Source organism: Macrococcus equi (genome assembly GCF_047426745.1).
GTDB lineage: Bacteria > Bacillota > Bacilli > Staphylococcales > Staphylococcaceae > Macrococcoides > Macrococcoides equi.
In genome coordinates this window covers 2,279,012-2,301,010 of record NZ_CP179732.1, presented here as the reverse complement: position 1 = coordinate 2,301,010, position 21,999 = coordinate 2,279,012, and the positions used below count along the sequence as shown (strand labels likewise).

The following is a 21,999-nucleotide window of genomic DNA, read 5'->3' as shown; positions in this document are numbered from 1 at the left end:
ATGAAACTCAATGAGAGGTCCAGTTAGTTCGGAAAAATAAAGAAATTGTGAACTAGCTGTTTTTTTATGTTTAATTATCTCTAAAAAATATCTAATTATCTAAAGTTAGTTCGCATAAATAAAGGAAATGCGAACTAACTGGATATGTTGAGATTAAAAATGAAAAAAAATAACTAAATCACTTAAGTTAGTTCGCATAAATAAAGGAAATGCGAACTAACTGGATATTTTGAGATTAAAAACGTAAAAAACTATCTAAATCACTTAAGTTAGTTCGCATAAACAAAGGAAATGCGAACTAACTGGATATGTTGAGATTAAAAACGTAAAAAAATATCAAAATCACTTAAGTTAGTTCGCATAAACAAAGGAAATGCAAACTAACTGGATATGTTGAGATTAAAAACGTAAAAAACTATCTAAATCACTTAAGTTAGTTCGCATAAACAAAGGAAATGCGAACTAACTGGATATGTTGAGATTAAAAATGAAAAAAAATAACTAAATCACTTATGTTAGTTCGCAAAATCAAAGAAAATGCGATCTAACAGCTTTTATCATAAGTATCAAAAAAATACCCTGCAAAATTGAATATCAATTTTGCAGGGTAAAATATTAATACTTAATAAAGGATCATGTAACACAGTAATATCTACTTATTAGGATTCTTATCCAAAGATTTCATCATTGATTTTATTTGCGATTGAGTCAATGTCATCAGATATCATAGATACATATAGTTTGATCTTAGGTTCTGTTCCAGAAGGTCGAAGAGCAATCCAGCCTTCTTCAAAATAAAACTTTAATACGTTTGCCTGTGGTAAAGCAATAGGCGTTTCACCTTCAGCAGAAATACATTTTTGTTTTAGAAAATCTTCAATTTTTATGACTTTTAATCCAGCAATTTCTTTAGGCGCTGCATCTCTATTTGTAGCCATAATTTGATCTATCTTTGCTTTACCTTCCTGACCTTCAAAAGTATGTGAGAATAATTTTTCCTGATACTTACCGTACTGTTGATAAATTTCATTCATTGCATCAACGATTGTTTTACCTTGGTTCTTTAATTCACTCGCGTATTTAACGATAAGAGGTACGATTTGAACAGCGTCTTTATCTCTGACAAATGGGCCAGCCATATAACCGTAACTTTCTTCATATCCGAAGATATAGTGGTAGTCATTTTGCTCCTCAAATGTTGCAATTTTTTCTGCTATAAATTTAAATCCAGTTAAGACGTCAAACATCTTAACATTGTTTTTCTCAGCAATAACTTTCCCTAATTCACTTGTAACAATTGATTTTACAGCAGCACGATTTTGAATATCAGATGTCGATTGAATTCTATAATTTAATAATAACGCACCTATTTGATTGCCATTAAAGTAGTGGAATTCTCCATTAACTTGAGCGACGATACCCATTCTATCTGCATCAGGATCAGTAGCTATTAAAAGATCAGCTCCACTTTTTTTAGCGTATTCTACCGCCATGTCGAATGCATCATGATCTTCAGGATTTGCTGATTTTACAGATGAAAAATCAGCATCAGGAATAGACTGTTCTTCAACTAATGTGTATTGATTGAAGTTTAACGCGTCTAATATTTCAGGAACAATTGGAACACTTGTACCATGTAAACTAGTGAAGACTACTTTTAAATCAGAAGTAGGAATTTCTTTGATTAAGTCCAGTACTTCATGTTTATATGCATCGATGACTTTTTTGTCCACATATTCAATTAAGCCTTTGTTAAGTAAAACTTCTTTTTCTTCAGTTTGTAAATTAAATACATCATCGATTTTATCGATATGTTCACTCACAATTGCTGCACCTTCAAGTGCGAGTTGTCCACCATCCGGACCATATATTTTTATCCCATTATATTCAGGAGGATTATGGCTCGCAGTAATCATAACACCAGCATCAGTTTTTAAGTGTCTCACACAGAAAGAAAGTTCCGGTGTAGTATGATAGCGGTCAAAAATATAACTTTTTACCCCGTAACTTCCAAGTACACAGGCAATGACATCACAAAACTCTGGTGAGAAGTGTCTTGTATCATAAGCAATTACTACAGTAGGATTGTCACGCACTTCTATTAAATATTTAGCAAGTCCTGTTGCTACTTTTTGAACAGTATATTTGTTCAAGCGATTAGGACCAAGTCCGATTTTCCCTCTGATACCCGCTGTTCCAAAAGCTAATGCCCCAACATATCCATCCTCAATAAGTGCTTCAGAGGTTGCATTGTATGCTTCTTTCGTTATTAAACTGTTTTCGATATTTGATTCCCATAATTCACGTACTGACATGTCCCCATCTCCTTAAGTTTTTTATCTATTTCATTAAACATGATAATGATGCCGTTTACAATTATTTTACTGTCATCAAGTTATAATTTTTTCTTTAGTACAACATATTCAAATGGACTTAAATCGTAAAAATGCTTTACACTCATTTCATTCTGCACATTCGATAAAATAACTTTAAACGCACCAAGTCTTGGAAGATTCACAATATGATGCAATGGTGTAGGATTAAATAATAGAATCATTTCACTTTTAATATCAAATAGTAATATTCCGATTAATGGATGTTCTAGTTCTATAGGTATAATACGTTGTTTTACTAATTCAGGATTTTTCGTCCTGAAGATGCCATGCGAGTTACGTATATCGATGGCACGCTTTATTCTTTCAATATCTTGTTGATATTTTATACGTCGATTCCAATCGATTCTATTAATAAAATCACTTAAGTTATACGTATTGCCGTGTCCATGTTTTGTTCTGTAAAACTCCTGTCCTGCATGAATAAAAGGGGTCCCGAGTGAAAGGATCGTGAATACAGTTGCAAGTTGATGAATTTTATTTTTATCTTCTAAAGACTTATTACTTGTATAGTTGATACGATCAAATAAAGTATGATTATCATGGACTTCCACATAATTAACAGTTTGATTGAGTGGTAGGCCGTTTTTATCTCCGATAAATAAATTAAACATGCGTTCGTAAAACTTTCCGCCACCATTAAAATAGCCTCGGTCTTTTAAATTAAAATTATTCCCTTTTAAAGTATCTCTGAAGTAATCATTAAAAAAATGAATTTCAGGAACTAGATAAGCATTGTCATGCGTTGTTTTCAGTTCTCTCGGTAATGCCGTAGCTAAATCCCATCCTTCTCCCAGTAAAAATGCATTCGGATTATCTTGTAAGACAAGATGCTTTATTTTTTGCATCGTTTCAATGTCAATCGTCCCCATTAAATCGAAGCGGAAGCCATCTATTTTGAACTCTCTGATAAAATATTGTATTGTATCCATAAAAAATTTTCTCATCATAATGCGTTCTGTTTTTGTATCATTGCCCACGCCAGTCCCGTTGCTTACTCTGCCGTCATCATGATATCTGAAATAATAGCCAGGGACTAATTTTTCAAATACGGAAGAGGGCATATGGTAGACATGATTAAAAACTACATCAAGGATGACCCCGATCCTTTTTTCATGAAATGATTTTATAACTTGTTTCAATTCCTTAATACGATAGGCAGCGTCAGCAGGTCGCGTTGAATAACTGCCATCAATTGTCTGGAAATATTCAGGATCATATCCCCAATTATAAGCTTGTTCAAAATCTATATCATCTACACGTGCAAAATCATTAATAGGTAGTAACTCGATATGTGTAACCCCTAGTGAGGTAATATAATCAAATCCTGTTGTTTCACCGGAATGAGTTTTTGTTCCAGGTTCAATTAATCCTAATAACTTTCCTTTTTTGTCGGCTGATACGCCGCTATTAGGATGCATTGTCATATCTCTGACATGTACTTCGTAAATAATAGCATCTTGTTGCATTGTATCAGGCTGTATTGCTTCTGAAAAACCCTCTAGAAAAGTTTTGTTAAAATCAATTACCACTGATTCTTTACTGTTAAGTGTTAAACCTTTTGAGTATGGATCATTCACCTGAATCCATCGATGATTAATATAGGCATCATAGTGATAACTTTGAAGGTGATAATTGCCATAAAGGGTTATACGGTGTGCCCCATCTGGAAGCTTTTCCATTGTGTGTACCTGTTGATTAATATTAAGTTTCACAACTTTGGCCACTGGAGACCAGACTGTAAATGTCGTCGTGTCCTTATTAACGATAGCACCATATTCATGATTACTAGCATCAAATTTTAATTCAAATGCTTTAGTCTGTGTAACTTTTCCAATCATGACAGGAATCTTTGATTGTCCCCAATGAATAAAAAATTTATCGGAAATATCAATGGGGCGGTCAGTATTAAATTTATAATAATATGTTTGATTGATTTCAATAACATCAAATAAATTCAGTGTATGGATATACTTGTTGCTAACCAGCTGAATCGAACGAAAAGATTTATTAGGATTTTCAATAAATTCCGCTTCCAAAGTAATGCAGTTAAAGTCATCAATATAAGCTATATTCATAAGAACCTCCTATTGAGTTTATTATAACGACTTTTGAGTTTTGAGGTAAATAAAATGATATTATTATAATTTTTATCTGAACAGATGTATACTTGAAGCAGTAAAAAATATGAGTCATTAAAATACTTTGCATATAGTTTTATAAAAAATTAATAATAATTATGTATAGATTTACACAAATTGACGTAATTTTTACAAAATTATCATATAATAAATTTAATGAAATTGGCTGATAGGGGTGAGTATATGATTTCAGATTTAGATAAGTATTTATTTCATCAAGGGACCCATTATAATTCCTATTCATTTTTAGGCGCACATTATGATGCTGATACACATTCAACGACTTTTACTGTATGGGCACCGAATGCTAAACAAGTAGAAGTTGCTATGGATAAAAATAATTGGACGGGAAAAGATTTTAAATTAGAGCGTCTCGATGATAGTGGATTATTTTCAGCTACATTTAAAGTAGCAGAAGATACTGTATACAAATATAGAATTACACCTGAGCACGGTGAACCGTTTTTAAAAGCAGATCCATATGCTTTTTATGCTCAAAAAAGACCATTAACCGCTTCTATAATCAAAAATATCGACTATGAATGGCATGATAAGCAGTGGATGTCGAAACAAAGACAACAAAATCACTATATGAAGCCGTGCAATATTTATGAAGTACATCTTGGAACGTGGAAAAAGCACGATGCTGAACGATTAGAAAAAGATACAATTGATTCATATACAGATAAAACATACTACTCTTATCGTGAAATGGCCGAACAACTCGTACCGTATGTAAAAGAAATGGGTTATACACACATAGAGCTTTTACCGATTACAGAACATCCATTTGACTTAAGCTGGGGATATCAGGTCACAGGTTATTATGCTCCGACTTCAAGATATGGTACACCACAGGATTTTAAGTACTTTGTAGATTATTGTCATCAACATGACATTGGGGTAATTTTAGATTGGGTTCCTGCACATTTTTGTAAGGATGATCATGGTCTCCGAATGTTCGATGGTACACCTTTATTTGAACATCAGAATCCATATCGAGCAGAAAAACGAGGATGGGGAACTTTAACCTTTGATTTTGGACGTACAGAAGTTCAAAGTTTTTTAATTTCTAATGCAGTATTCTGGTTAAATGAATACCATATTGATGGATTAAGAGTTGATGCAGTGCATAGTATGACTGACCTTAATTTTGAAAATCATCATCCTCATGAGAAAATCTACAATGATGAAGGTACAGATGAGCATAAGGAAGCAGTTGCATTTATTAAAAAATTAAATCAGCAGGTTAAAAAGTTAGCACCGCATGCCATTATGATCGCTGAAGACTCATCAGATATTACTTCTATGACCACTCCGGTGGAAAAAGGAGGATTTGGCTTTGATTATAAATGGGACTTAGGTTTTATGCATGATACGCTGGATTATCTTGAGATTCATCCTGAAGAAAGACAGCAACATCATACGCACTTAAACTTTCCGATGATGTATCGATATAATGAAAAGTATATTTTACCTTTCTCACATGATGAAGTTGTGCATGGTAAATTATCGATGCTTGATAAAATGCCCGGAGACGAATGGAGAAAGTTCGCACAATCAAGGTTACTTTATGGCTATCAATTAACACAGCCTGGTAAAAAGCTGAATTTTATGGGCAGTGAAATTGGGATGTATGCAGAATGGAAAGATAAAGAACAAGTTGACTGGTTCCTTCTCAAATATCCTATTCATAATGGTTTCCATCAGTTTATCAAGGATTTCAATAAACTATATGTACGTGAAAAAGCATTATATGAACTTGATTATGATACTACGGGTTTTCAGTGGATAGACGCTGATAATAATCAACAACGCATTCTAAGTTATCTTAGAAAAGCAAAGGACGGAACTGAATTAGTGATCGTATTGAATTTCTCTTCGGAAGTTTATTATGACTTTAGAATTGGTGTTACACAGCCTGGTAAATATAAAGAGTTGTTCAATTCTGACGCCAAAAAATACGGTGGTTCAAATCAAGTTATTTCTCAATATTTATTTTCAAACCCACTTCCGATGCATGGTTTAAATCATTCTATTCAGGGGAAAATACCACCATTAGGATTTGTTATCTATAAAAAGGTAAAAGAACGCAAAAAATCACCAAAATAAATTATTAATCTAAAAATAAGAATAGGGGTTATAGATATGTCTAAAGAAATTGTTGGTATGTTATTAGCAGGGGGAAAAGGGACGCGTTTAGGACAGTTAACGAAGAAAGTAGCTAAACCAGCAGTACCATTTGGCGGGAAGTATAGAATTATTGATTTTACTTTAAGTAATTTGTCTAATTCTAATATACATACGGTTGGAGTTCTTGTTCAATATGCTCCACTAATGTTAAACCGTCATATTGGTATGGGTAAACCATGGTCCCTTGATAAACAAGACGGTGGCGTTACTGTGCTTGCACCGTTTGCTGATCAAACAGGTGCTTCATGGTTCGAAGGCACTGCTGATGCTATTACTAAAAATATTCATTTTATTGATCAATATGATCCGGAATATCTTTTAATTTTATCTGGTGACCATATTTATCAAATGGATTATCAGGCAATGCTTAATCATCATAAAGAAAAAAATGCAGATGCCACAATTTCAGTAATAGAAGTTCCATTTGAAGAGGCAAGTAGATTCGGAATTCTTAATACAGAAGATGATTTAAAAATATATGAATTTGATGAAAAACCAGCTGAACCTAAAAATAACCTTGCTTCTATGGGTATTTATATCTTCAACTGGAAAGTGCTACGTGATTATTTAATTGAAGATGAAAAAGATACGCAATCAGAACACGATTTTGGTAATGATATTATTCCTAAGATGCTTGCAGATAATAAATTACTGTATGCGTATCGTTTTGATGGTTACTGGAAAGACGTTGGAACGATTCAATCATATTGGGAAGCCAATATGGATTTATTAGAAGAAGATTTATCTGAATTATTAAACAGCAAATCATGGCCGACGTTTTCTCATGAAGCAAATCTTCCACCACAATTTATTGGTAGTGAGGCAAATATTACTGATTCACTTGTTTGTCCAGGATCATTTATTTTTGGTGAAGTAGAGCATTCTGTGCTGTTTAGCGAGGTAACTGTTGGGAAAAACACACACATTAAAGATTCAATTATACATCCGGAAACTGTGATAGGTGAAAACTGTAAAATAAATAAAGCTATTATAATGAATAAAATAAATATTCCGGATGGTACGATTATTGACGGTACACAAGCAGAAGAACCAATCGTTGTAGGTCCGGAAAATTTAAAAGAATTCACGGGGGGGATTAAATAATGCGCTCATTAATGGGACTTATTAATATTGAAAATGAACATGATTTTTTAGAGGAATTAACTTACTTTCGAAATGGTGCAAGTGTGCCCTTTGCCGGGAGATATCGTCTAGTTGATTTTAGCATTTCGAACATTGTAAACAGCGGGGCAAATGAAGTAGCTTTATTTGTAAATGAAAAATATCGTTCTTTGATGGACCATTTAGAGAATGGTGATAATTTTGGATTAGATGATAGAAAATCTCGTTTATTTGTTTTACCTCCAGATTGGCATGATCCATCTGATATTTCTCGAGGCGACCTACGTCATTTTCACAATAACCGTGATTTCTTTATTCGTTCAAAAGCAACAGATGTAATTATTTCCGGTTCTCAGTTCATTGCAAATACAGATTTTAAAGAAGCATTTAAGCATCATATCGAAAGCAATGCAGATGTCACATTAATTACTGAACAAAAAGAACAGTTAGAAGAAATGCATAACCCATTACTGCGAGTAAATGTTGAAGGCAAACGAGTGATCTTCTTAAATCATGATCAGGCCAACCATCATATATATACAGGAACGTATATCATCAAAAAAGAAAAACTATTTGAAATTATGGATTTCTGCATACAAAATTATAAAGAGAGCTTCTTTTTGCATGGTATTCAGGAACGTTTGCATGAATTATACGTTTCATATTTTGATCTAAATGAAACAACAATGTATATCAATTCTTTAAAGGCATTCTATAAATGTAATCTTGCAATATTAGATCCTGATAAATATAAAAAAATATTTATGAAAGAAAACCGTATTAAAACAAAAATCTCAAATCAGCCTCCTACAAAATATAAAGATGGTTGTGTGGTTAAAAATTCAACGGTTGCTAATGGTTGTGTGATTGAAGGACATGTTGAGAACAGCATATTATATCGAGGTGTAGAAGTTGCTCCTGGTGCGGTCATTAAAAATTCAATTATCATGACAAATTGCTGTATTCACAAAGATGCCTATATAGAAAATGTTATTTTAGATAAAGACGTTACTGTGAATGAACATCAGAAGTTAATTGGTTCAGCAGATAAACCATTTGTAGTTGCCAAAAGACAAACAATTTAACAGAAAGTTGGACGATAATAATGAAAAAAGTATTGTTTGTGGCTTCAGAATGTACACCATTTTTTAAATCTGGAGGTCTAGCAGATGTTATTGGTAGCCTTCCAAAATATTTAGTTGAAACTAAGCAGTGTGAAGTTAGAGTTATACTACCGATGTATGCGAGTTTAAAGAAAGAGTACAGAGATATGCTGGAAGAGGAAATGGTATATCAGACTCCTGTAGGATGGAGATTTCAATATACGCGCATATTATCTTTACAATTAGAAGGAATCAAATATTACTTCGTTGATAATTTACAATATTTTGGTAGAGACGGTTTGTATGGTTATGAAGACGACTGTGAAAGATTCGTTTATTTTTCAAATGCAGTCATTGAATTTATTTACCGTAGTGATTTTAAACCCGATGTGCTTCATGGACATGATTGGCAGGCAGGTGCTGCGGTTGCGATATGCAACATTAAGCGACCTGTTCAAAATATTAAGACGATCTTTACGATACACAATATTAAGTATCAAGGTATGCTGATGTATGATGCTTTTGAGGATGTATTTAATTTAGATCGTACACATTTTGCAGGTTTTGAATGGGGTGGAATGCTCAATCTTCTGAAAGCAGGAATTTTTCATGCAGATAAGATTACAACAGTTTCACCAAGTTATGCAGAAGAAATTAAAACACCTTATTATGGAGAAGGACTTGAAAACCTTTTAAATATGCGTCATCATGATTTGCTTGGTATCGTAAATGGTATTGATGTGGATGATTACAATTCTATGAAAGATCCAGCTATTCCGGTAAACTTTAAAAGCTCAATTTCAAAAAAACAGGAAAATAAAGTAATACTTCAAGAAAAGATTGGTTTACCTGTGAATAAAGATGTACCGATGTATGCCATTATTACACGTATGGTTGAACAAAAAGGACTAGATCTTGTAATGAGAATATTAGAAGAATTTATTCAGCAAAATGTTCAGATCGTAATACTAGGGAATGGTGATTACAAGTATGAACAGTATTTTAATTACTTGAGTGATAAATATCCTGAAAAAGTGAGTCTCCATTTAGGATTTAATGAATCTTTTTCACGCGAAATATATGCAGCAAGTGATTTCTTTATTATGCCATCTTTATTTGAGCCGTGTGGATTAAGTCAGTTGATTGCATTACAATATAAATCAATTCCAATCGTACGTGAAACTGGTGGATTAAGAGATACAGTGATTCCTTTTAACTTTGTAACGCATGAAGGAACAGGTCTGACATTTGCTAACTATAATGCACATGAATTGTTAGATCGCTTAAATGCTTCTTTATTTGTATATCAAAATAAAGATTTATATAAATCTTTAATAAAAAATATTACTAAAGTAAATCATAGTTGGAATGCCTCAGCACAAAAATATCTAGAGATCTATTAAGGAGACTTCAATGAAAACTTATTCAAAAACAGAATTCCGTGAACGCCTGGAGATGAAATTAACGAAGAAGCGAAATACAACGTTAGAAGATACAACTGACACTGACCTTTTTTATGCGATTTGTTCCATATTAAAAGATGAAATCAACCAAGCGAATGTTGAAACGAAGAAAACAAATATAAAGCAGAAGAAACGTCAGATCAACTATCTATCAATGGAATTTTTAATTGGTCGTTTAATTGAAAGTAACTTACTCAATGCAGGATTATTAGATGTTTGTAATGAAGTATTAACGGATTTAGGACGCAATCCAAAAAAAGTTTATAGCGAGGAAAATGATGCAGGTCTTGGTAACGGAGGTTTGGGAAGACTTGCTGCTTGTTTCTTAGATTCTATTGCGAGTTTAGGATACTTAGGCAATGGATTCGGCATTCGTTATCGATACGGGTTATTCGAGCAACGTATAGTGAATGGTAACCAAATTGAATTACCAGATAACTGGTTGCAAGAAGTTTATCCGTGGGAAACGCGTAAAATTGATGAAGCTATGTATGTTAACTTTGGTGGTGAAGTAACGAGTGAAATAGATGCACAAGGGAACTTTAAGTTTCATTATAAGAATCAGGAAACTGTTCTTGCAGTACCTTACGATGTAGGTGTAGTAGGTTACAATAATGATGTTGTTAATAACCTTCGTCTTTGGAGTGCTGAATTACCATCAGATATCGTTGATCATGGGGATTATAAAAATAGATTAGAACATATGCAGAATACAGAACGTATTTCAGGATTCTTATATCCAGATGATTCAACTGAAGAAGGACGTTTCTTACGATTAAAACAACAGTACTTCCTTGTCTCATCAACGATTCAAACTTTAGTTAAACAATTTAAGGAAAAATATGACCTTCCAATCACTCAATTTCATGAATATCATTGTATTCAGATTAATGATACACATCCAACATTTGGTATACCTGAATTAATGCGTATATTAATGGATGAAGAAGGGTTAGGTTGGGACGACGCATGGTCAATTGTAACGCAAACATTTGCATATACTAATCACACAATTATGCAGGAAGCTCTAGAGAAGTGGCCAGTGAGTCAGGTTCAGAAAGTAAATCCAAGAATTTTCATGATTATCAATGAAATTAATGAAAGATTCTGTCGTGAAGTACATGAATTACACCCAGAAATGAGAGAAAAAATTGCAGACTTAGCAGTAATTAGTAATGACGTGGTACATATGAGTAAGCTTGCGATTGTAGGTTCATTCTCAGTAAATGGAGTAGCAGCCCTGCATTCTGAAATAATTAAAGATCATACATTTAATGATTTCTATCGCATTCAGCCTGAGAAGTTTAACAATAAAACAAATGGGATTACACATAGACGTTGGCTCATGACAGCAAATCCAGCACTGACGCATTTTATTAATGATGCAATTGGCGACGTATGGCATCAATCACCACAAGAACTTACACAATTAATGCGCTACTATAACGATGATGCATTTCTTAATAAATTAGCTGAAGTGAAATTAGAAAATAAGCGCATATTAAAAGAAGTGATTTATCAAAAAACAGGTATAGAAGTTGATGAGCATTCAGTATTTGATGTGCAGGTTAAACGATTACACGAATATAAAAGACAGTTATTAAATGTACTGCACATTATTTATCTCTATAACGAAATAAAACGTAAGCCATCACTAAAAATTCAACCTAGAACTTTCATCTTTGGCGCTAAAGCAGCACCAAGCTATCATATCGCAAAAGAAATTATTAAATTAATTCATGCAGTAGCTCAAGTTGTTAATAATGATGCTGACGTGGATAACAGAATTAAAGTCGTATTCTTAGAGAACTACAACGTAACATTAGCTGAAGACATTATGCCTGCAGCAGAGATTTCGGAACAAATATCAACTGCATCGATGGAAGCATCGGGTACAGGGAATATGAAGATGATGATGAATGGTGCTGTTACACTTGGAACAATGGATGGAGCCAATGTTGAAATTGCGGAACTTGTTGGTAAAGAAAACATCTTTATCTTCGGTTTAAGTTCTGAAGATGTAATCAATTTTCAGACAAATGGTGGTTATCAGGCGGAATCAATCTATCAGACGGATGCGCGTGTTCGAGGTGCAATGGATGCACTTAAGAATGAACAATTCGGACGAGACTTTGCCTTTAATGATTTATACTATCATGTACTGACAAATAATGATCCATATTTCTTACTAAAAGACTTTAATGCGTATGTTGATATTCATCTAACTGCAATGGCGACTTATCAGGATAAAAAGAAATGGAATCAAATGAGTTTGATGAATATACTAAAATCAGGACAGTTTTCAAGTGATAGAACTATCCATCAGTATGCAACTGATATTTGGAAGTTAGTATAATATCTAAATTACAACCAGTCTAATCAGCTGGTTGTTTTTTTACGACCTATCATAACAGGTGATGAGAAGCGATAAGTGCTACCATTCAATTTGATTCAAGAGTATTAAAAAAAGAATAATTTGAAATAATATTAATAAATGGAAGGAGTAATTTATATGACTAACTTAATTATGAGTGTCAATGCATCGATGTCTTTATACCGTTCTACTTTAGTTCCAGGCACATTAAAACTATATGATGATGTCATCACATTTGAGGCACAAGGTGCATTAAGGGGTTCTGAAGTAAAAGATACATTTTTAATCAATAACATTAAAAGTATTAAGAGCGGTATATCAACTATTCCTTTTAGAATTTCAATCATGGAAAAAGATGGTGAAGCCTGGTTATTCGATCAAGTGAATCGCAATGAAGCTAAAGCTTTTGTTGAAGCATTTAATGGACTTAAAGCACGCTGATTTAAGAAAGCACTTTACTTATTTGAGTATGTGTTAATTTTATTGTTATACTAAATTATAATTCATATATCTTATTCACTAGGGGTGCACGATGTGCTGAGAGGTTGATCCAACCCTTTGAACCTGTTGGTTAATGCCAGCGAAGGGAAGTGGTTGACTAAGAACCTATCCCCTGGTGGATAGGTTTTTTAGGAGGAAAAAATGTTTACTGACCGTATATTTGAACGTGTTCAACCAATCTGGACGTCTTACCTCAATCATCCATTTGTAAAGGGACTAGGTGATGGTTCATTAAATAATGAAAAGTTTCAGCACTGGTTAAAGCAGGATTATGTTTATTTAATTGAATATGCAAAGCTGATGGCAATTGGCAGTGCGAAAGCCCGTGATTTAGAGACGATGGGGACTTTTGCTAATTTACTTCATGGTACATTGTTCATGGAAATGGATTTACATCGAAAGTTTGCTAAGCAATTTGGCATAGACGGAAAAACTTTGGAAAATACTCAAGCTTCTGCAGTTAATACTGCTTATACAAGTTATATGCTTAATCATGCACAAAGTGGTGGAGCTGAACATGTCGTTGCATGTCTGCTCGCATGTGCGTGGAGCTATAATTTTATTGGACAGCACTTAGCGAAAGAACCATTTGCACTCTCTGAACAAAATCCATATCATGAATGGGTTGAAACTTATTCAGGAGAAGAATTTACGGCACTTACAAATGATGCGATTCGATTAATGAATCAACTGACTGAAGGTAAACCTGAATCAGAACTCATGGAACTTGAAGAAATCATTGTGAAAACAAGCTATTATGAATATATGTTTTGGGATATGTGTGAAAACAGAGAACTATGGCCAATACCAACATTCTAAACTCAGGAAAATATTCCTGAGTTTTTTCTTGACTCTAACGTAACGTTATACACTATATTGTGTTTAAGGAGGCAGAAATGAAAATAAAAAAAGTTGCACAGATTGCAAATATTAGTATTAGAACACTACACCATTATGATGAAATCGGACTACTCGTACCCAATAAAGATGAAAACGGATATAGACGCTATTCTGAAGCGGATTTAGATCGTTTACAGTTAATATTATTTTACCGTGCTATTGATATGCCATTAAAAGAAATTAAAGAAACACTACAAGAAAATAAGAGTGATATAGATAAACTTATGGCACATAGACAGAAATTGCTGCTTAAGCAAAAGCAAATTGATACAATGATTCAACTGATTAATCAAACGATACACAGTAAGAAAGAAGGAATTAAAATGACAAATGAAGAGAAATTTAAAGGATTTAACTTTAACGATAATCAATACGAACAAGAAGCAAGAGAGAAATTTGGAGATCAAGCGGTTGATGCAACGAATAACAAATTAAATCAATTAAAGGATTCGGAAAAAGAACAATTAAGCGCAGATTGGGTACAAATGTTTGAAGAATTTAATGCATTGAAAGATAAAGCAGTTGAAGAGGTTTTAGTATTAGAACAAACGAATAAATTTTATCACTTCTTGAATCATAACTTTGGTAACTATTCACTAGATGAATTTTATGGATTAGGTGACATGTATACAATGGATGAACGATTTAAAGAAAATATTAATCAGTACGGTGAAAATTTAGCAGAATTTATGAGTGCAGCGATGAAACACTATGCGACAATAAAATCATAAAATACAAAAGATAAATTAATTAATCGTAAGTCAAATAAATTACTCAACCTTTTAAAGTTTAGTTATTTAATATACAATAAGTTTAATAAATAACTAAGCAAGGTGACGTAAATGATAAAACCAATAAAGATAAAAAAAGGTGACACAGTTGCTATTGTTTCATTATCAAGTGGGATGGCAGGAGATGATGATTTCATCTGGAGAACGAAACAAGGAATAGAAAGACTTGAAGAAGTATTTGGACTTAAAGTGAAAGTTATGCCAAATGCCCTTAAAGGCTCAGACTATTTATATCATCATCCACAAATGCGTGCAGAAGACTTTAATCAGGCAATACTCGATCCAGATGTCAAAGCCATCATATGTGCAATCGGTGGAACGGAATCAGTTAGGATTATGCCGTATATTAATATAGAAGCATTTAGAAATAATCCGAAAATATTTATGGGGTATTCAGATACTACGGTACAACATTTGTACTTTTATCAACAAGGGATTACCACATTTTATGGACCAGCACTACTCACAGACTTTGCTGAGAACATAGAGATGGATGACTATACAGTGAATCAAATATTGAATGTGCTGTTTAATGAAGGGGAAATAGGAGAAATAAAAACTTCTCAGTACATCAGAAAGTTTGGACTGCTTTGGGATGAAATAGCAAAAGATTTTGAACGTGAGAAAAATCTTAATGAGGGATATGAAGTCATCCATGGCACAGGACAGGGTCAGGGTCACTTAATTGGAGGATGTATTGAAACATTAATGCTACTAACAGGTACTCAGTATTTTCCTGAAATAGATGCATTTAACGGGGCGATATTATTTCTTGAAACCTCTGAACAACATACAGCACCGAGTGTACTTGAGCAGTATTTACGTAAATTTGCTGTTATGGGGATATATGACCGTATCAATGGGTTAATTATTGGAAGACCACAAGACGGAGTGTACTATGATGAGATAAAAGCAGTTCATCAGAAGATACTAAAAGAAGTGGGAAGAAACGATTTACCGGTACTATACAATGCAAGTTTTGGACATAATGAACCCAAATGCATCTTGCCCTATGGTGTACAAGCAGAAATTGATGTAGATCAAAAGAGATTTACAATTTTAGAAAATGCAGTAGAGTAACCAGCGAAAGCTGGTTATTTTTTTGACATAATTAAAAGACTATTTAGAAAAGTTGGAAAATGAGTTAAGATAATACTAAAACTGATGTAGGTGGTTACTATAGTTATGATTAGTTACATAATAACTTTGCAAGAACAAGATTTTGAACAGATGGTTAAAGTTTATGAAAGTGTTGGATGGATGGGACATGATATAGAAAAAGTTAGAACAATATATGAAAATAGTTCGCATATAGTTATCGCTAAACATAGTAATCAAGTTGTCGGATTTGCCAGGGCACTATCGGATGGAGTATTTAATGCTGCGATTTATGACGTCGTAGTTCATCCAAATTACCAAGGACAAGGGATTGCTAAAAATCTCGTGCAACAATTATTAGAGCAATTTGAATCATTATCTTGTATCCATTTGTTCGCAACAACTGGGAATGAAGCGTTCTATAAAAAGTTGGGATTTAAAAAATTAACAACAGCAATGGCAGTGTATCATAAACCACACTTGGAAGTGGATATACAGAATAACGTTTAGTTGATATTTAATTTAATTGGCCAATGAACAATCGTAAATAAAAAACTAAAATTATTCGCTAACTTATTACTTTAATATATGGGTGATGACAATGGATGAATTAAAAATGGAGAAATAAAATGGATAACTATATCTGAATACGATGATATAGATTGGATGTATCCAGAAGATGAAATATTCATAAAAAGTTATTTGAAATCTGGAGGTCATTATGTCTAATAAAGTATCTATCATTTTACCAAATAAAGAATTTATTGCTGATTTATATTATTGGTTATTTGAAGATGAAGTACAAGAATCAGCAAAGTGGAATGGACCGTATTATGCAAGACCAACGACGGAATTATCGAAGGAGGAATACGTAAGCAAGCCAATTAAAATTGAATATCTCTATCAAGGTATTCCGAGATCAATGTATATCATTCACGAAGGACAATTTCTAGGAACATACATGCTAATTGGGTGAGTTCTGAAACGAATTGGATGGAAATTGGGATATGCATATATAATCCTGATTATTGGAGTGGAGGTTATGGTTCCTCTGCATTCAAGCAGTGGATTGATTATATCTTCAGTAATAGTGATTTACATCGTATTGGGATTTCAACATGGTCAGGGAATATTCGTATGATGAAATTGGCAGAAAAAATTGGAATGATTGAAGAAGCAAGAATTCGTGATGCGAGAATAATTGATGGTAAGTATTATGATGCGATTAAAATGGGGATGCTGAGAAGTGAGTGGGAGGACGTAAAGAGGTGATAATATGTTACAAGGTGAACATATCATAAATATCAATCAATGTAATCATTGGGTAAAACTTATTGGAGATTATAAAAATCAAATCCCTTTAATTATCGTTCATGGTGGTCCAGGTGGAAATCATTATACATTTGAGCGTACTTCTGGTCTAGAACTAGAGAAAACAATACCTGTTATATATTATGAACAACGTCATTGTGGTAGAAGTGGCAATGTTGATGATATTAGTACTATTCATATTAATCAATTAGTTAATGATTTAGAGGCGTTAAGAATTGAACTAGAGATTGATCAGTTTTATATACTTGGTTATTCATTTGGAGGTGAATTGGCATTACGATATGCTGTGACACATCCACAACATATTCATAAAATAATATTAGAGTCTCCGTCATTAATTACATTATCCATCAGTAATTTAGTTCAACTTTCTGGTTTCTTATCAGTATTTAATGACGGTAATAGAAAGTTACTGAATGATTACTTACAAAACCACGATATCTATCAATGTATAGAGTATGCCTGGTCAATTGCTAGTGTTGAAGAAATAGATCAACTGCTATTTCATAAACCTAATTATGCTATTCTAAATCGTAAGTTGTGGGAAGAAAGTGGATTAGTTAATGATGGGATATTCTATAATGAAATTGTGAAATCATTAAATAGTGAAAATCTACTTGAACAAATCACATTTCTCGATATTCCTACGTTAATCGTTACTGGAATATTTGATAAGAATACTGGTATAGCAACAACAGAATTAATACAATCAAAGTTAAAAAATTGCCAAGTGGAATACTTTAAAGAAAGTGCTCATTTTCCGGATATTGAGGAAACAACATTGTTTGTAAAAACGATTAAACACTTTTTGGGAGGTTCAAAATGATCATAAGAAAAGCGACAAATAAAGACGCCGAACAATTAATGAATTTAAGAGACCATGTTGAATCGACTTCTAAGTTTATGTTAATGGAACCGGGTGAGCGTAATAATAGTGTTGAGAAACAATTGAAAATGATTGAACATTTTAGTAAACAAGATAACAGCAATATTTTTGTTGCTGATAATGGCACATTATGTGGTTATCTCATTGCGATAGGCAATACGTCGTTACGTAATATGCATACTGCATATCTAGTTATAGGTGTTCATGAGGACGCTAGAGGACAAGGTGTTGGAACTCAGCTGTTTGAAGCAGTTGAAAAGTGGGCTAAAACTATTGGGATTACAAGATTAGAATTAACGGTTGTAAGCAAGAATGAAGCGGGCGTTAGATTGTATCAAAAAAGTGGATTTGAAATCGAAGGTACAAAGCGAAAATCGCTTAAAATAAATGAGAAATATTATGATGAATACTATATGAGTAAATTGGTGTAGGTGAATTATGAACTATATAAAAAATATGAGACAACATGTCGGGCATGATTGTTTAATTGTAATTGGTGCAGGTGTGATTGTTGAACAAGATGAAAAGATTCTGTTAGAACAAAGAGCAGACAATGGACTATGGGGAATACCTGGTGGATTGATTGAAATCGGAGAAAAGGTAAAAGATGCTGCAATAAGAGAAGTGACAGAAGAGACAGGGTTAATTCCAAAAGATGTAGATTTGTTTGGTATTTATTCTGGTGAGGATTACATCGTGACGTATCCTAATGGTGATGAAGTTTATTCAGTAACAATTGTGTTTTATACTAAACATTTTGATGGTGAATTAACGATTTCTAAAGAGTCTAAAAAATTAAGATTTGTATCTCGTGAGGAAATAATAAATATAGAAATTAACCCACCACATAAAGCATTTGTTTGTGATTGGACCAATTTTATAGAAGGAATAAAAATATATTAAATATAGGAGTCTTATCTTTGAAAAGATTTCTTTTTTTGTTGATAAAGCATATAGTTGATAATATCAATTATATGCTTTATACTAGTTTCAGGAGGTAATAATATGAAGATTAAAGAATTTAGAAAGTTAACTAGATCATTAAGTCGCTCATTTGTAGTATTAGAAAAAGAAGGTGCAAGTTGTTGTGGTCTACCTATATTACAAAGTCATATTCTTATTGAATTGGGAGAAAATAATGGATTATCTTTAAATGACCTTTCAAAACAATTAGCATCTGATAAAGCAAGTGTAAGTCGGGCTGTACAATCATTAGTAGAAAAAGAATATGTTTCAAGAATTACTGAAGCAAATGATAGAAGAGCAATATCAATTCAATTAACAGAAAAAGGTCAAATTAATGTAGATGATATTACAAAGGACATGGATAAAAATGCTATAAATGTGCTGAAAAATTTTGATGAAACAGAAATTGAACATTTGTTTTATTATCTCAATAAATTGGATAATGCTTTAGATGAAGTAAATAATTGTGCCAGTGGTAAATGTAAATGAACGACGCTATAATACTAAAAATATTATTTGAATTTTTTTCACTCAGTAAAAATTTATTAATATTATTCTTTTTAATTTCGTTACTTGTAAGTTTTTTAGAGCCGTATATTCCTTTTGAAAAGTTAGAAAAATGGATGACAACTGAGAATCTATTAATAGGAAATTTTGCAGGTGCGTTATTAGGATTCATTACACCATTTTGTTCGTGCTCAACTATTCCTTTACTAGTTACAATGATTAATAGAAAAATTCCATTTCAAATCGTAATGACTTATTTATTTTCATCACCATTATTAGATCCATGGATACTAGGATTAATGTATTATATTTATGGGTTAAAAATTACTTTAGTTTATGGTTTGGTTACTTTCGTTTTTTCTATGGTGATCGGTTATGTTCTCGATAAACTCGGATTTGCTCGTTATGTTAAAAATGTAGTAGTATATGGTGTAAATTTGGAAACAGATAGTAATAGAAGTAAGAATATAATATTAAATATTAAAGTATCATTCAAAGAAACTTTTCTTTTAATGAAATCCGTCGTTGTGTATATTCTAATTGGCGCTTTTATTGGTGCCATAATAAAAGAAGCGGTACCGACAACACTATTAACCTCATTAGGAGATTATAATCAATGGATTATTATACCGATAGCCGCGATTATTGGTGTACCTTTATACATTAGATTATCTACAATGTTACCTTTAACAAACGCTTTGCTTGCTGGTGGATTCCCATTATCGCCTATGATGGCTCTACTAATAGGTGGGGCAGGTGCAAGCTTACCAGAAGTTATTATGTTAAAGAGTATTTTTCATAATAGTTTAGTTATTGCATTTGTATTTTCTGTATTTTTAATGGCTACTTTTTCAGGTTATTTATTTTTAATAATGAATTTTAAATAGGAGGGATAAAATGAAAATTAAAAATTTGTTTGAGAAAAATAAAAAAGAGTGTTGTAATCTGAAAGTGATTAATTTGGACGAGAAGAAAGAAGTAAAGAAAAAAAAGAATAAATAATATAACCAAAACATATTCTAAAACATTCTATTGCTTTAGGATATGTTTTTTTATCTGTTCCATCAAGACTTCTGTATACTTAGATTTTGCAATGAATTCATCTTTTGATAATGTCTTAGTGTAAGGGAATGTATTCTTCTTTAGATAGCGATTATGAAATTATTTAGGCATTTAATACGTTATTTTATTTTGATATTATTATTAATAGTAAACCTTAAGGAGTGACTACATTGATTAAATATGTTTGTGCAAATCTGGTTGAAATTAAAGAGGATAGAATCCTTTTAGTAAAAGTAAGGCAAAATGAAAAATATTATTTACCAGGGGGAAAAATCGAAGCGGGTGAAAGTGATATTGAGTCATTAATTAGGGAGATGGAAGAAGAGCTATCAGTTAAGTTAGATGCAAGTAAACTTACATACCTAGATACAATTGCAGGACCGGCCTATCCTGATACTGATAATGAAGTAGAATTAAGATGTTATACATATGAAGGGCTTGGACATATAGAGAAATCAAGTGAAATAACAGATGTTCAATACATAGATATGAATGATACAACAAACATTGCTCCAGCAGTAAAAGTATTAATTCAAAAATTAAATAAGAATTAGGAGAATTTAAATGAAAATTATCGTATATTGTGGTGCTAGTACAGGAAATGAAACAGTGTTTAATGATAACGCAATTGAACTGGGAAAATGGATTGCAGAAAATAATCACGCACTTGTCTATGGTGGTGGTAATGTTGGATTAATGGGTACGATCGCGAATACTGTATTAGAAAATGGTGGAGAAGTAATTGGTGTGATGCCAAAGTTCCTTGCAGATAGAGAAATCTCACATCCGGGACTTACTGAACTTGTTATTGTAGATAATATGAGTGAGCGTAAAAATAAAATTTTGTCTCTTGGTGATGTTTGTGTTGCGCTTCCGGGGGGTCCAGGTACTTTAGAAGAAATCGCTGAAGTAATTTCCTGGTCAAGAATCGGACAAAATGTTCGTCCTTGTATTCTTTATAATAAAAGTGGTTACTACGATTTATTAGCTGGATTTTTTGATAATATGGTTGATAAAGGGTTCTTGACTGCTGATGATAGAGAAAGAATAGCGTTTGTGGATTCAATTGAACAAATAGAATCTGTAATAACAAACTATAGACCAGCAGAAATAAGAAAGTATTAATATTTTTCTATTTCAAAGTTATCCATAGTAAAATGTAAATGA

Annotated in this window: 21 protein-coding genes and 1 riboswitch; of the genes, 19 read left to right on the top strand and 2 right to left on the bottom strand. The window is 32.6% G+C overall.

Annotated features, from left to right (window positions below):
* Positions 1–668: 668 nt before the first annotated feature.
* Together ACMGE6_RS12150 and pulA are read right to left on the bottom strand one after the other, a co-directional pair.
* Positions 669–2,315: a phospho-sugar mutase gene (locus ACMGE6_RS12150; protein WP_414053968.1), complete on the bottom strand. Its 1,647-nt coding sequence runs from the start codon at positions 2,313–2,315 to the stop codon at positions 669–671.
* An 80-nt stretch (positions 2,316–2,395) separates the two neighbouring features.
* Positions 2,396–4,471 (bottom strand): type I pullulanase, encoded by a 2,076-nt coding sequence (gene pulA / locus ACMGE6_RS12145; RefSeq protein ID WP_414053967.1) that lies wholly within the window; start codon positions 4,469–4,471, stop codon positions 2,396–2,398.
* Between the two features lie 246 nt (positions 4,472–4,717).
* On the opposite strand from pulA, the gene glgB reads away from it, so the two are divergent.
* The 19 genes from glgB (at position 4,718) to ACMGE6_RS12050 (ending at position 21,957) form a co-directional block, all read left to right on the top strand.
* Entirely contained in the window at positions 4,718–6,646 is a 1,929-nt protein-coding gene (glgB, locus tag ACMGE6_RS12140; protein WP_414053966.1) for a 1,4-alpha-glucan branching protein GlgB, read from the top strand.
* Between the two features lie 36 nt (positions 6,647–6,682).
* On the top strand, positions 6,683–7,831 hold the full coding sequence (locus ACMGE6_RS12135; RefSeq protein WP_414047938.1) for a glucose-1-phosphate adenylyltransferase: 1,149 nt from the start codon (positions 6,683–6,685) through the stop codon (positions 7,829–7,831).
* Positions 7,831–8,934, top strand: coding sequence for a glucose-1-phosphate adenylyltransferase subunit GlgD (gene glgD, locus ACMGE6_RS12130; protein ID WP_414047939.1), 1,104 nt, complete (start codon positions 7,831–7,833; stop codon positions 8,932–8,934). Before ACMGE6_RS12135 ends, glgD begins: the two co-directional genes overlap by 1 nt.
* A gap of 20 nt (positions 8,935–8,954) precedes the next feature.
* On the top strand, positions 8,955–10,355 hold the full coding sequence (locus ACMGE6_RS12125; RefSeq protein WP_414053965.1) for a glycogen synthase: 1,401 nt from the start codon (positions 8,955–8,957) through the stop codon (positions 10,353–10,355).
* A 10-nt stretch (positions 10,356–10,365) separates the two neighbouring features.
* Complete coding sequence (locus ACMGE6_RS12120; protein WP_414053964.1) at positions 10,366–12,771, top strand: glycogen/starch/alpha-glucan phosphorylase; 2,406 nt, start codon at positions 10,366–10,368, stop codon at positions 12,769–12,771.
* Between the two features lie 156 nt (positions 12,772–12,927).
* Positions 12,928–13,230: a hypothetical protein gene (locus ACMGE6_RS12115; protein WP_414046708.1), complete on the top strand. Its 303-nt coding sequence runs from the start codon at positions 12,928–12,930 to the stop codon at positions 13,228–13,230.
* Positions 13,231–13,300: 70 nt separating this feature from the next.
* Positions 13,301–13,395, top strand: a riboswitch (TPP riboswitch).
* A gap of 36 nt (positions 13,396–13,431) precedes the next feature.
* Positions 13,432–14,109: a thiaminase II gene (tenA, locus tag ACMGE6_RS12110; protein WP_414053963.1), complete on the top strand. Its 678-nt coding sequence runs from the start codon at positions 13,432–13,434 to the stop codon at positions 14,107–14,109.
* A gap of 77 nt (positions 14,110–14,186) precedes the next feature.
* Complete coding sequence (locus tag ACMGE6_RS12105; RefSeq protein WP_414053962.1) at positions 14,187–14,921, top strand: MerR family transcriptional regulator; 735 nt, start codon at positions 14,187–14,189, stop codon at positions 14,919–14,921.
* 111 nt (positions 14,922–15,032) lie between these two features.
* On the top strand, positions 15,033–16,061 hold the full coding sequence (locus ACMGE6_RS12100) for a S66 family peptidase (RefSeq protein ID WP_414053961.1): 1,029 nt from the start codon (positions 15,033–15,035) through the stop codon (positions 16,059–16,061).
* A 105-nt stretch (positions 16,062–16,166) separates the two neighbouring features.
* Positions 16,167–16,589 (top strand): GNAT family N-acetyltransferase, encoded by a 423-nt coding sequence (locus tag ACMGE6_RS12095; RefSeq protein WP_414053960.1) that lies wholly within the window; start codon positions 16,167–16,169, stop codon positions 16,587–16,589.
* Positions 16,590–16,800: 211 nt separating this feature from the next.
* Positions 16,801–17,055, top strand: a complete 255-nt coding sequence (locus tag ACMGE6_RS12090; RefSeq protein ID WP_414053959.1) for a hypothetical protein — start codon at positions 16,801–16,803, stop codon at positions 17,053–17,055.
* Positions 17,056–17,072: 17 nt separating this feature from the next.
* Positions 17,073–17,351: a GNAT family N-acetyltransferase gene (locus ACMGE6_RS12085; RefSeq protein WP_414053958.1), complete on the top strand. Its 279-nt coding sequence runs from the start codon at positions 17,073–17,075 to the stop codon at positions 17,349–17,351.
* Between the two features lie 4 nt (positions 17,352–17,355).
* Positions 17,356–18,237: an alpha/beta fold hydrolase gene (locus tag ACMGE6_RS12080; protein ID WP_414053957.1), complete on the top strand. Its 882-nt coding sequence runs from the start codon at positions 17,356–17,358 to the stop codon at positions 18,235–18,237.
* Positions 18,234–18,728 carry a GNAT family N-acetyltransferase gene (locus tag ACMGE6_RS12075; protein WP_414053956.1) on the top strand — a complete coding sequence of 165 codons (495 nt, stop codon included), beginning with the start codon at positions 18,234–18,236 and terminating at the stop codon, positions 18,726–18,728. Before ACMGE6_RS12080 ends, ACMGE6_RS12075 begins: the two co-directional genes overlap by 4 nt.
* 7 nt (positions 18,729–18,735) lie before the next feature.
* Positions 18,736–19,200 carry an NUDIX hydrolase gene (locus tag ACMGE6_RS12070; RefSeq protein WP_414053955.1) on the top strand — a complete coding sequence of 155 codons (465 nt, stop codon included), beginning with the start codon at positions 18,736–18,738 and terminating at the stop codon, positions 19,198–19,200.
* Between the two features lie 102 nt (positions 19,201–19,302).
* A complete protein-coding gene (locus tag ACMGE6_RS12065; RefSeq protein ID WP_414053954.1) occupies positions 19,303–19,752 on the top strand; it encodes a MarR family winged helix-turn-helix transcriptional regulator in 450 nt (149 codons plus the stop codon).
* Positions 19,749–20,657 (top strand): permease, encoded by a 909-nt coding sequence (locus ACMGE6_RS12060; protein WP_414047952.1) that lies wholly within the window; start codon positions 19,749–19,751, stop codon positions 20,655–20,657. Before ACMGE6_RS12065 ends, ACMGE6_RS12060 begins: the two co-directional genes overlap by 4 nt.
* 345 nt (positions 20,658–21,002) lie before the next feature.
* Entirely contained in the window at positions 21,003–21,386 is a 384-nt protein-coding gene (locus ACMGE6_RS12055) for an NUDIX hydrolase (protein ID WP_414047953.1), read from the top strand.
* 10 nt (positions 21,387–21,396) lie between these two features.
* Positions 21,397–21,957 (top strand): TIGR00730 family Rossman fold protein, encoded by a 561-nt coding sequence (locus ACMGE6_RS12050; RefSeq protein ID WP_414053953.1) that lies wholly within the window; start codon positions 21,397–21,399, stop codon positions 21,955–21,957.
* Positions 21,958–21,999 lie beyond the last annotated feature (42 nt).

Coding starts and splice junctions, on each gene's coding strand:
- ACMGE6_RS12070 (WP_414053955.1), top strand. CDS start 18,736: ATGAACTATATAAAAAATATGAGACAACATGTCGGGCATGATTGTTTA.
- ACMGE6_RS12075 (WP_414053956.1), top strand. CDS start 18,234: ATGATCATAAGAAAAGCGACAAATAAAGACGCCGAACAATTAATGAAT.
- ACMGE6_RS12060 (WP_414047952.1), top strand. CDS start 19,749: ATGAACGACGCTATAATACTAAAAATATTATTTGAATTTTTTTCACTC.
- glgD (WP_414047939.1), top strand. CDS start 7,831: ATGCGCTCATTAATGGGACTTATTAATATTGAAAATGAACATGATTTT.
- ACMGE6_RS12085 (WP_414053958.1), top strand. CDS start 17,073: ATGGAAATTGGGATATGCATATATAATCCTGATTATTGGAGTGGAGGT.
- glgB (WP_414053966.1), top strand. CDS start 4,718: ATGATTTCAGATTTAGATAAGTATTTATTTCATCAAGGGACCCATTAT.
- ACMGE6_RS12050 (WP_414053953.1), top strand. CDS start 21,397: ATGAAAATTATCGTATATTGTGGTGCTAGTACAGGAAATGAAACAGTG.
- ACMGE6_RS12105 (WP_414053962.1), top strand. CDS start 14,187: ATGAAAATAAAAAAAGTTGCACAGATTGCAAATATTAGTATTAGAACA.
- ACMGE6_RS12150 (WP_414053968.1), bottom strand. CDS start 2,315: ATGTCAGTACGTGAATTATGGGAATCAAATATCGAAAACAGTTTAATA.
- ACMGE6_RS12090 (WP_414053959.1), top strand. CDS start 16,801: ATGTCTAATAAAGTATCTATCATTTTACCAAATAAAGAATTTATTGCT.
- ACMGE6_RS12120 (WP_414053964.1), top strand. CDS start 10,366: ATGAAAACTTATTCAAAAACAGAATTCCGTGAACGCCTGGAGATGAAA.
- ACMGE6_RS12100 (WP_414053961.1), top strand. CDS start 15,033: ATGATAAAACCAATAAAGATAAAAAAAGGTGACACAGTTGCTATTGTT.
- ACMGE6_RS12125 (WP_414053965.1), top strand. CDS start 8,955: ATGAAAAAAGTATTGTTTGTGGCTTCAGAATGTACACCATTTTTTAAA.
- ACMGE6_RS12115 (WP_414046708.1), top strand. CDS start 12,928: ATGACTAACTTAATTATGAGTGTCAATGCATCGATGTCTTTATACCGT.
- pulA (WP_414053967.1), bottom strand. CDS start 4,471: ATGAATATAGCTTATATTGATGACTTTAACTGCATTACTTTGGAAGCG.
- tenA (WP_414053963.1), top strand. CDS start 13,432: ATGTTTACTGACCGTATATTTGAACGTGTTCAACCAATCTGGACGTCT.
- ACMGE6_RS12065 (WP_414053954.1), top strand. CDS start 19,303: ATGAAGATTAAAGAATTTAGAAAGTTAACTAGATCATTAAGTCGCTCA.
- ACMGE6_RS12095 (WP_414053960.1), top strand. CDS start 16,167: ATGATTAGTTACATAATAACTTTGCAAGAACAAGATTTTGAACAGATG.
- ACMGE6_RS12135 (WP_414047938.1), top strand. CDS start 6,683: ATGTCTAAAGAAATTGTTGGTATGTTATTAGCAGGGGGAAAAGGGACG.
- ACMGE6_RS12080 (WP_414053957.1), top strand. CDS start 17,356: ATGTTACAAGGTGAACATATCATAAATATCAATCAATGTAATCATTGG.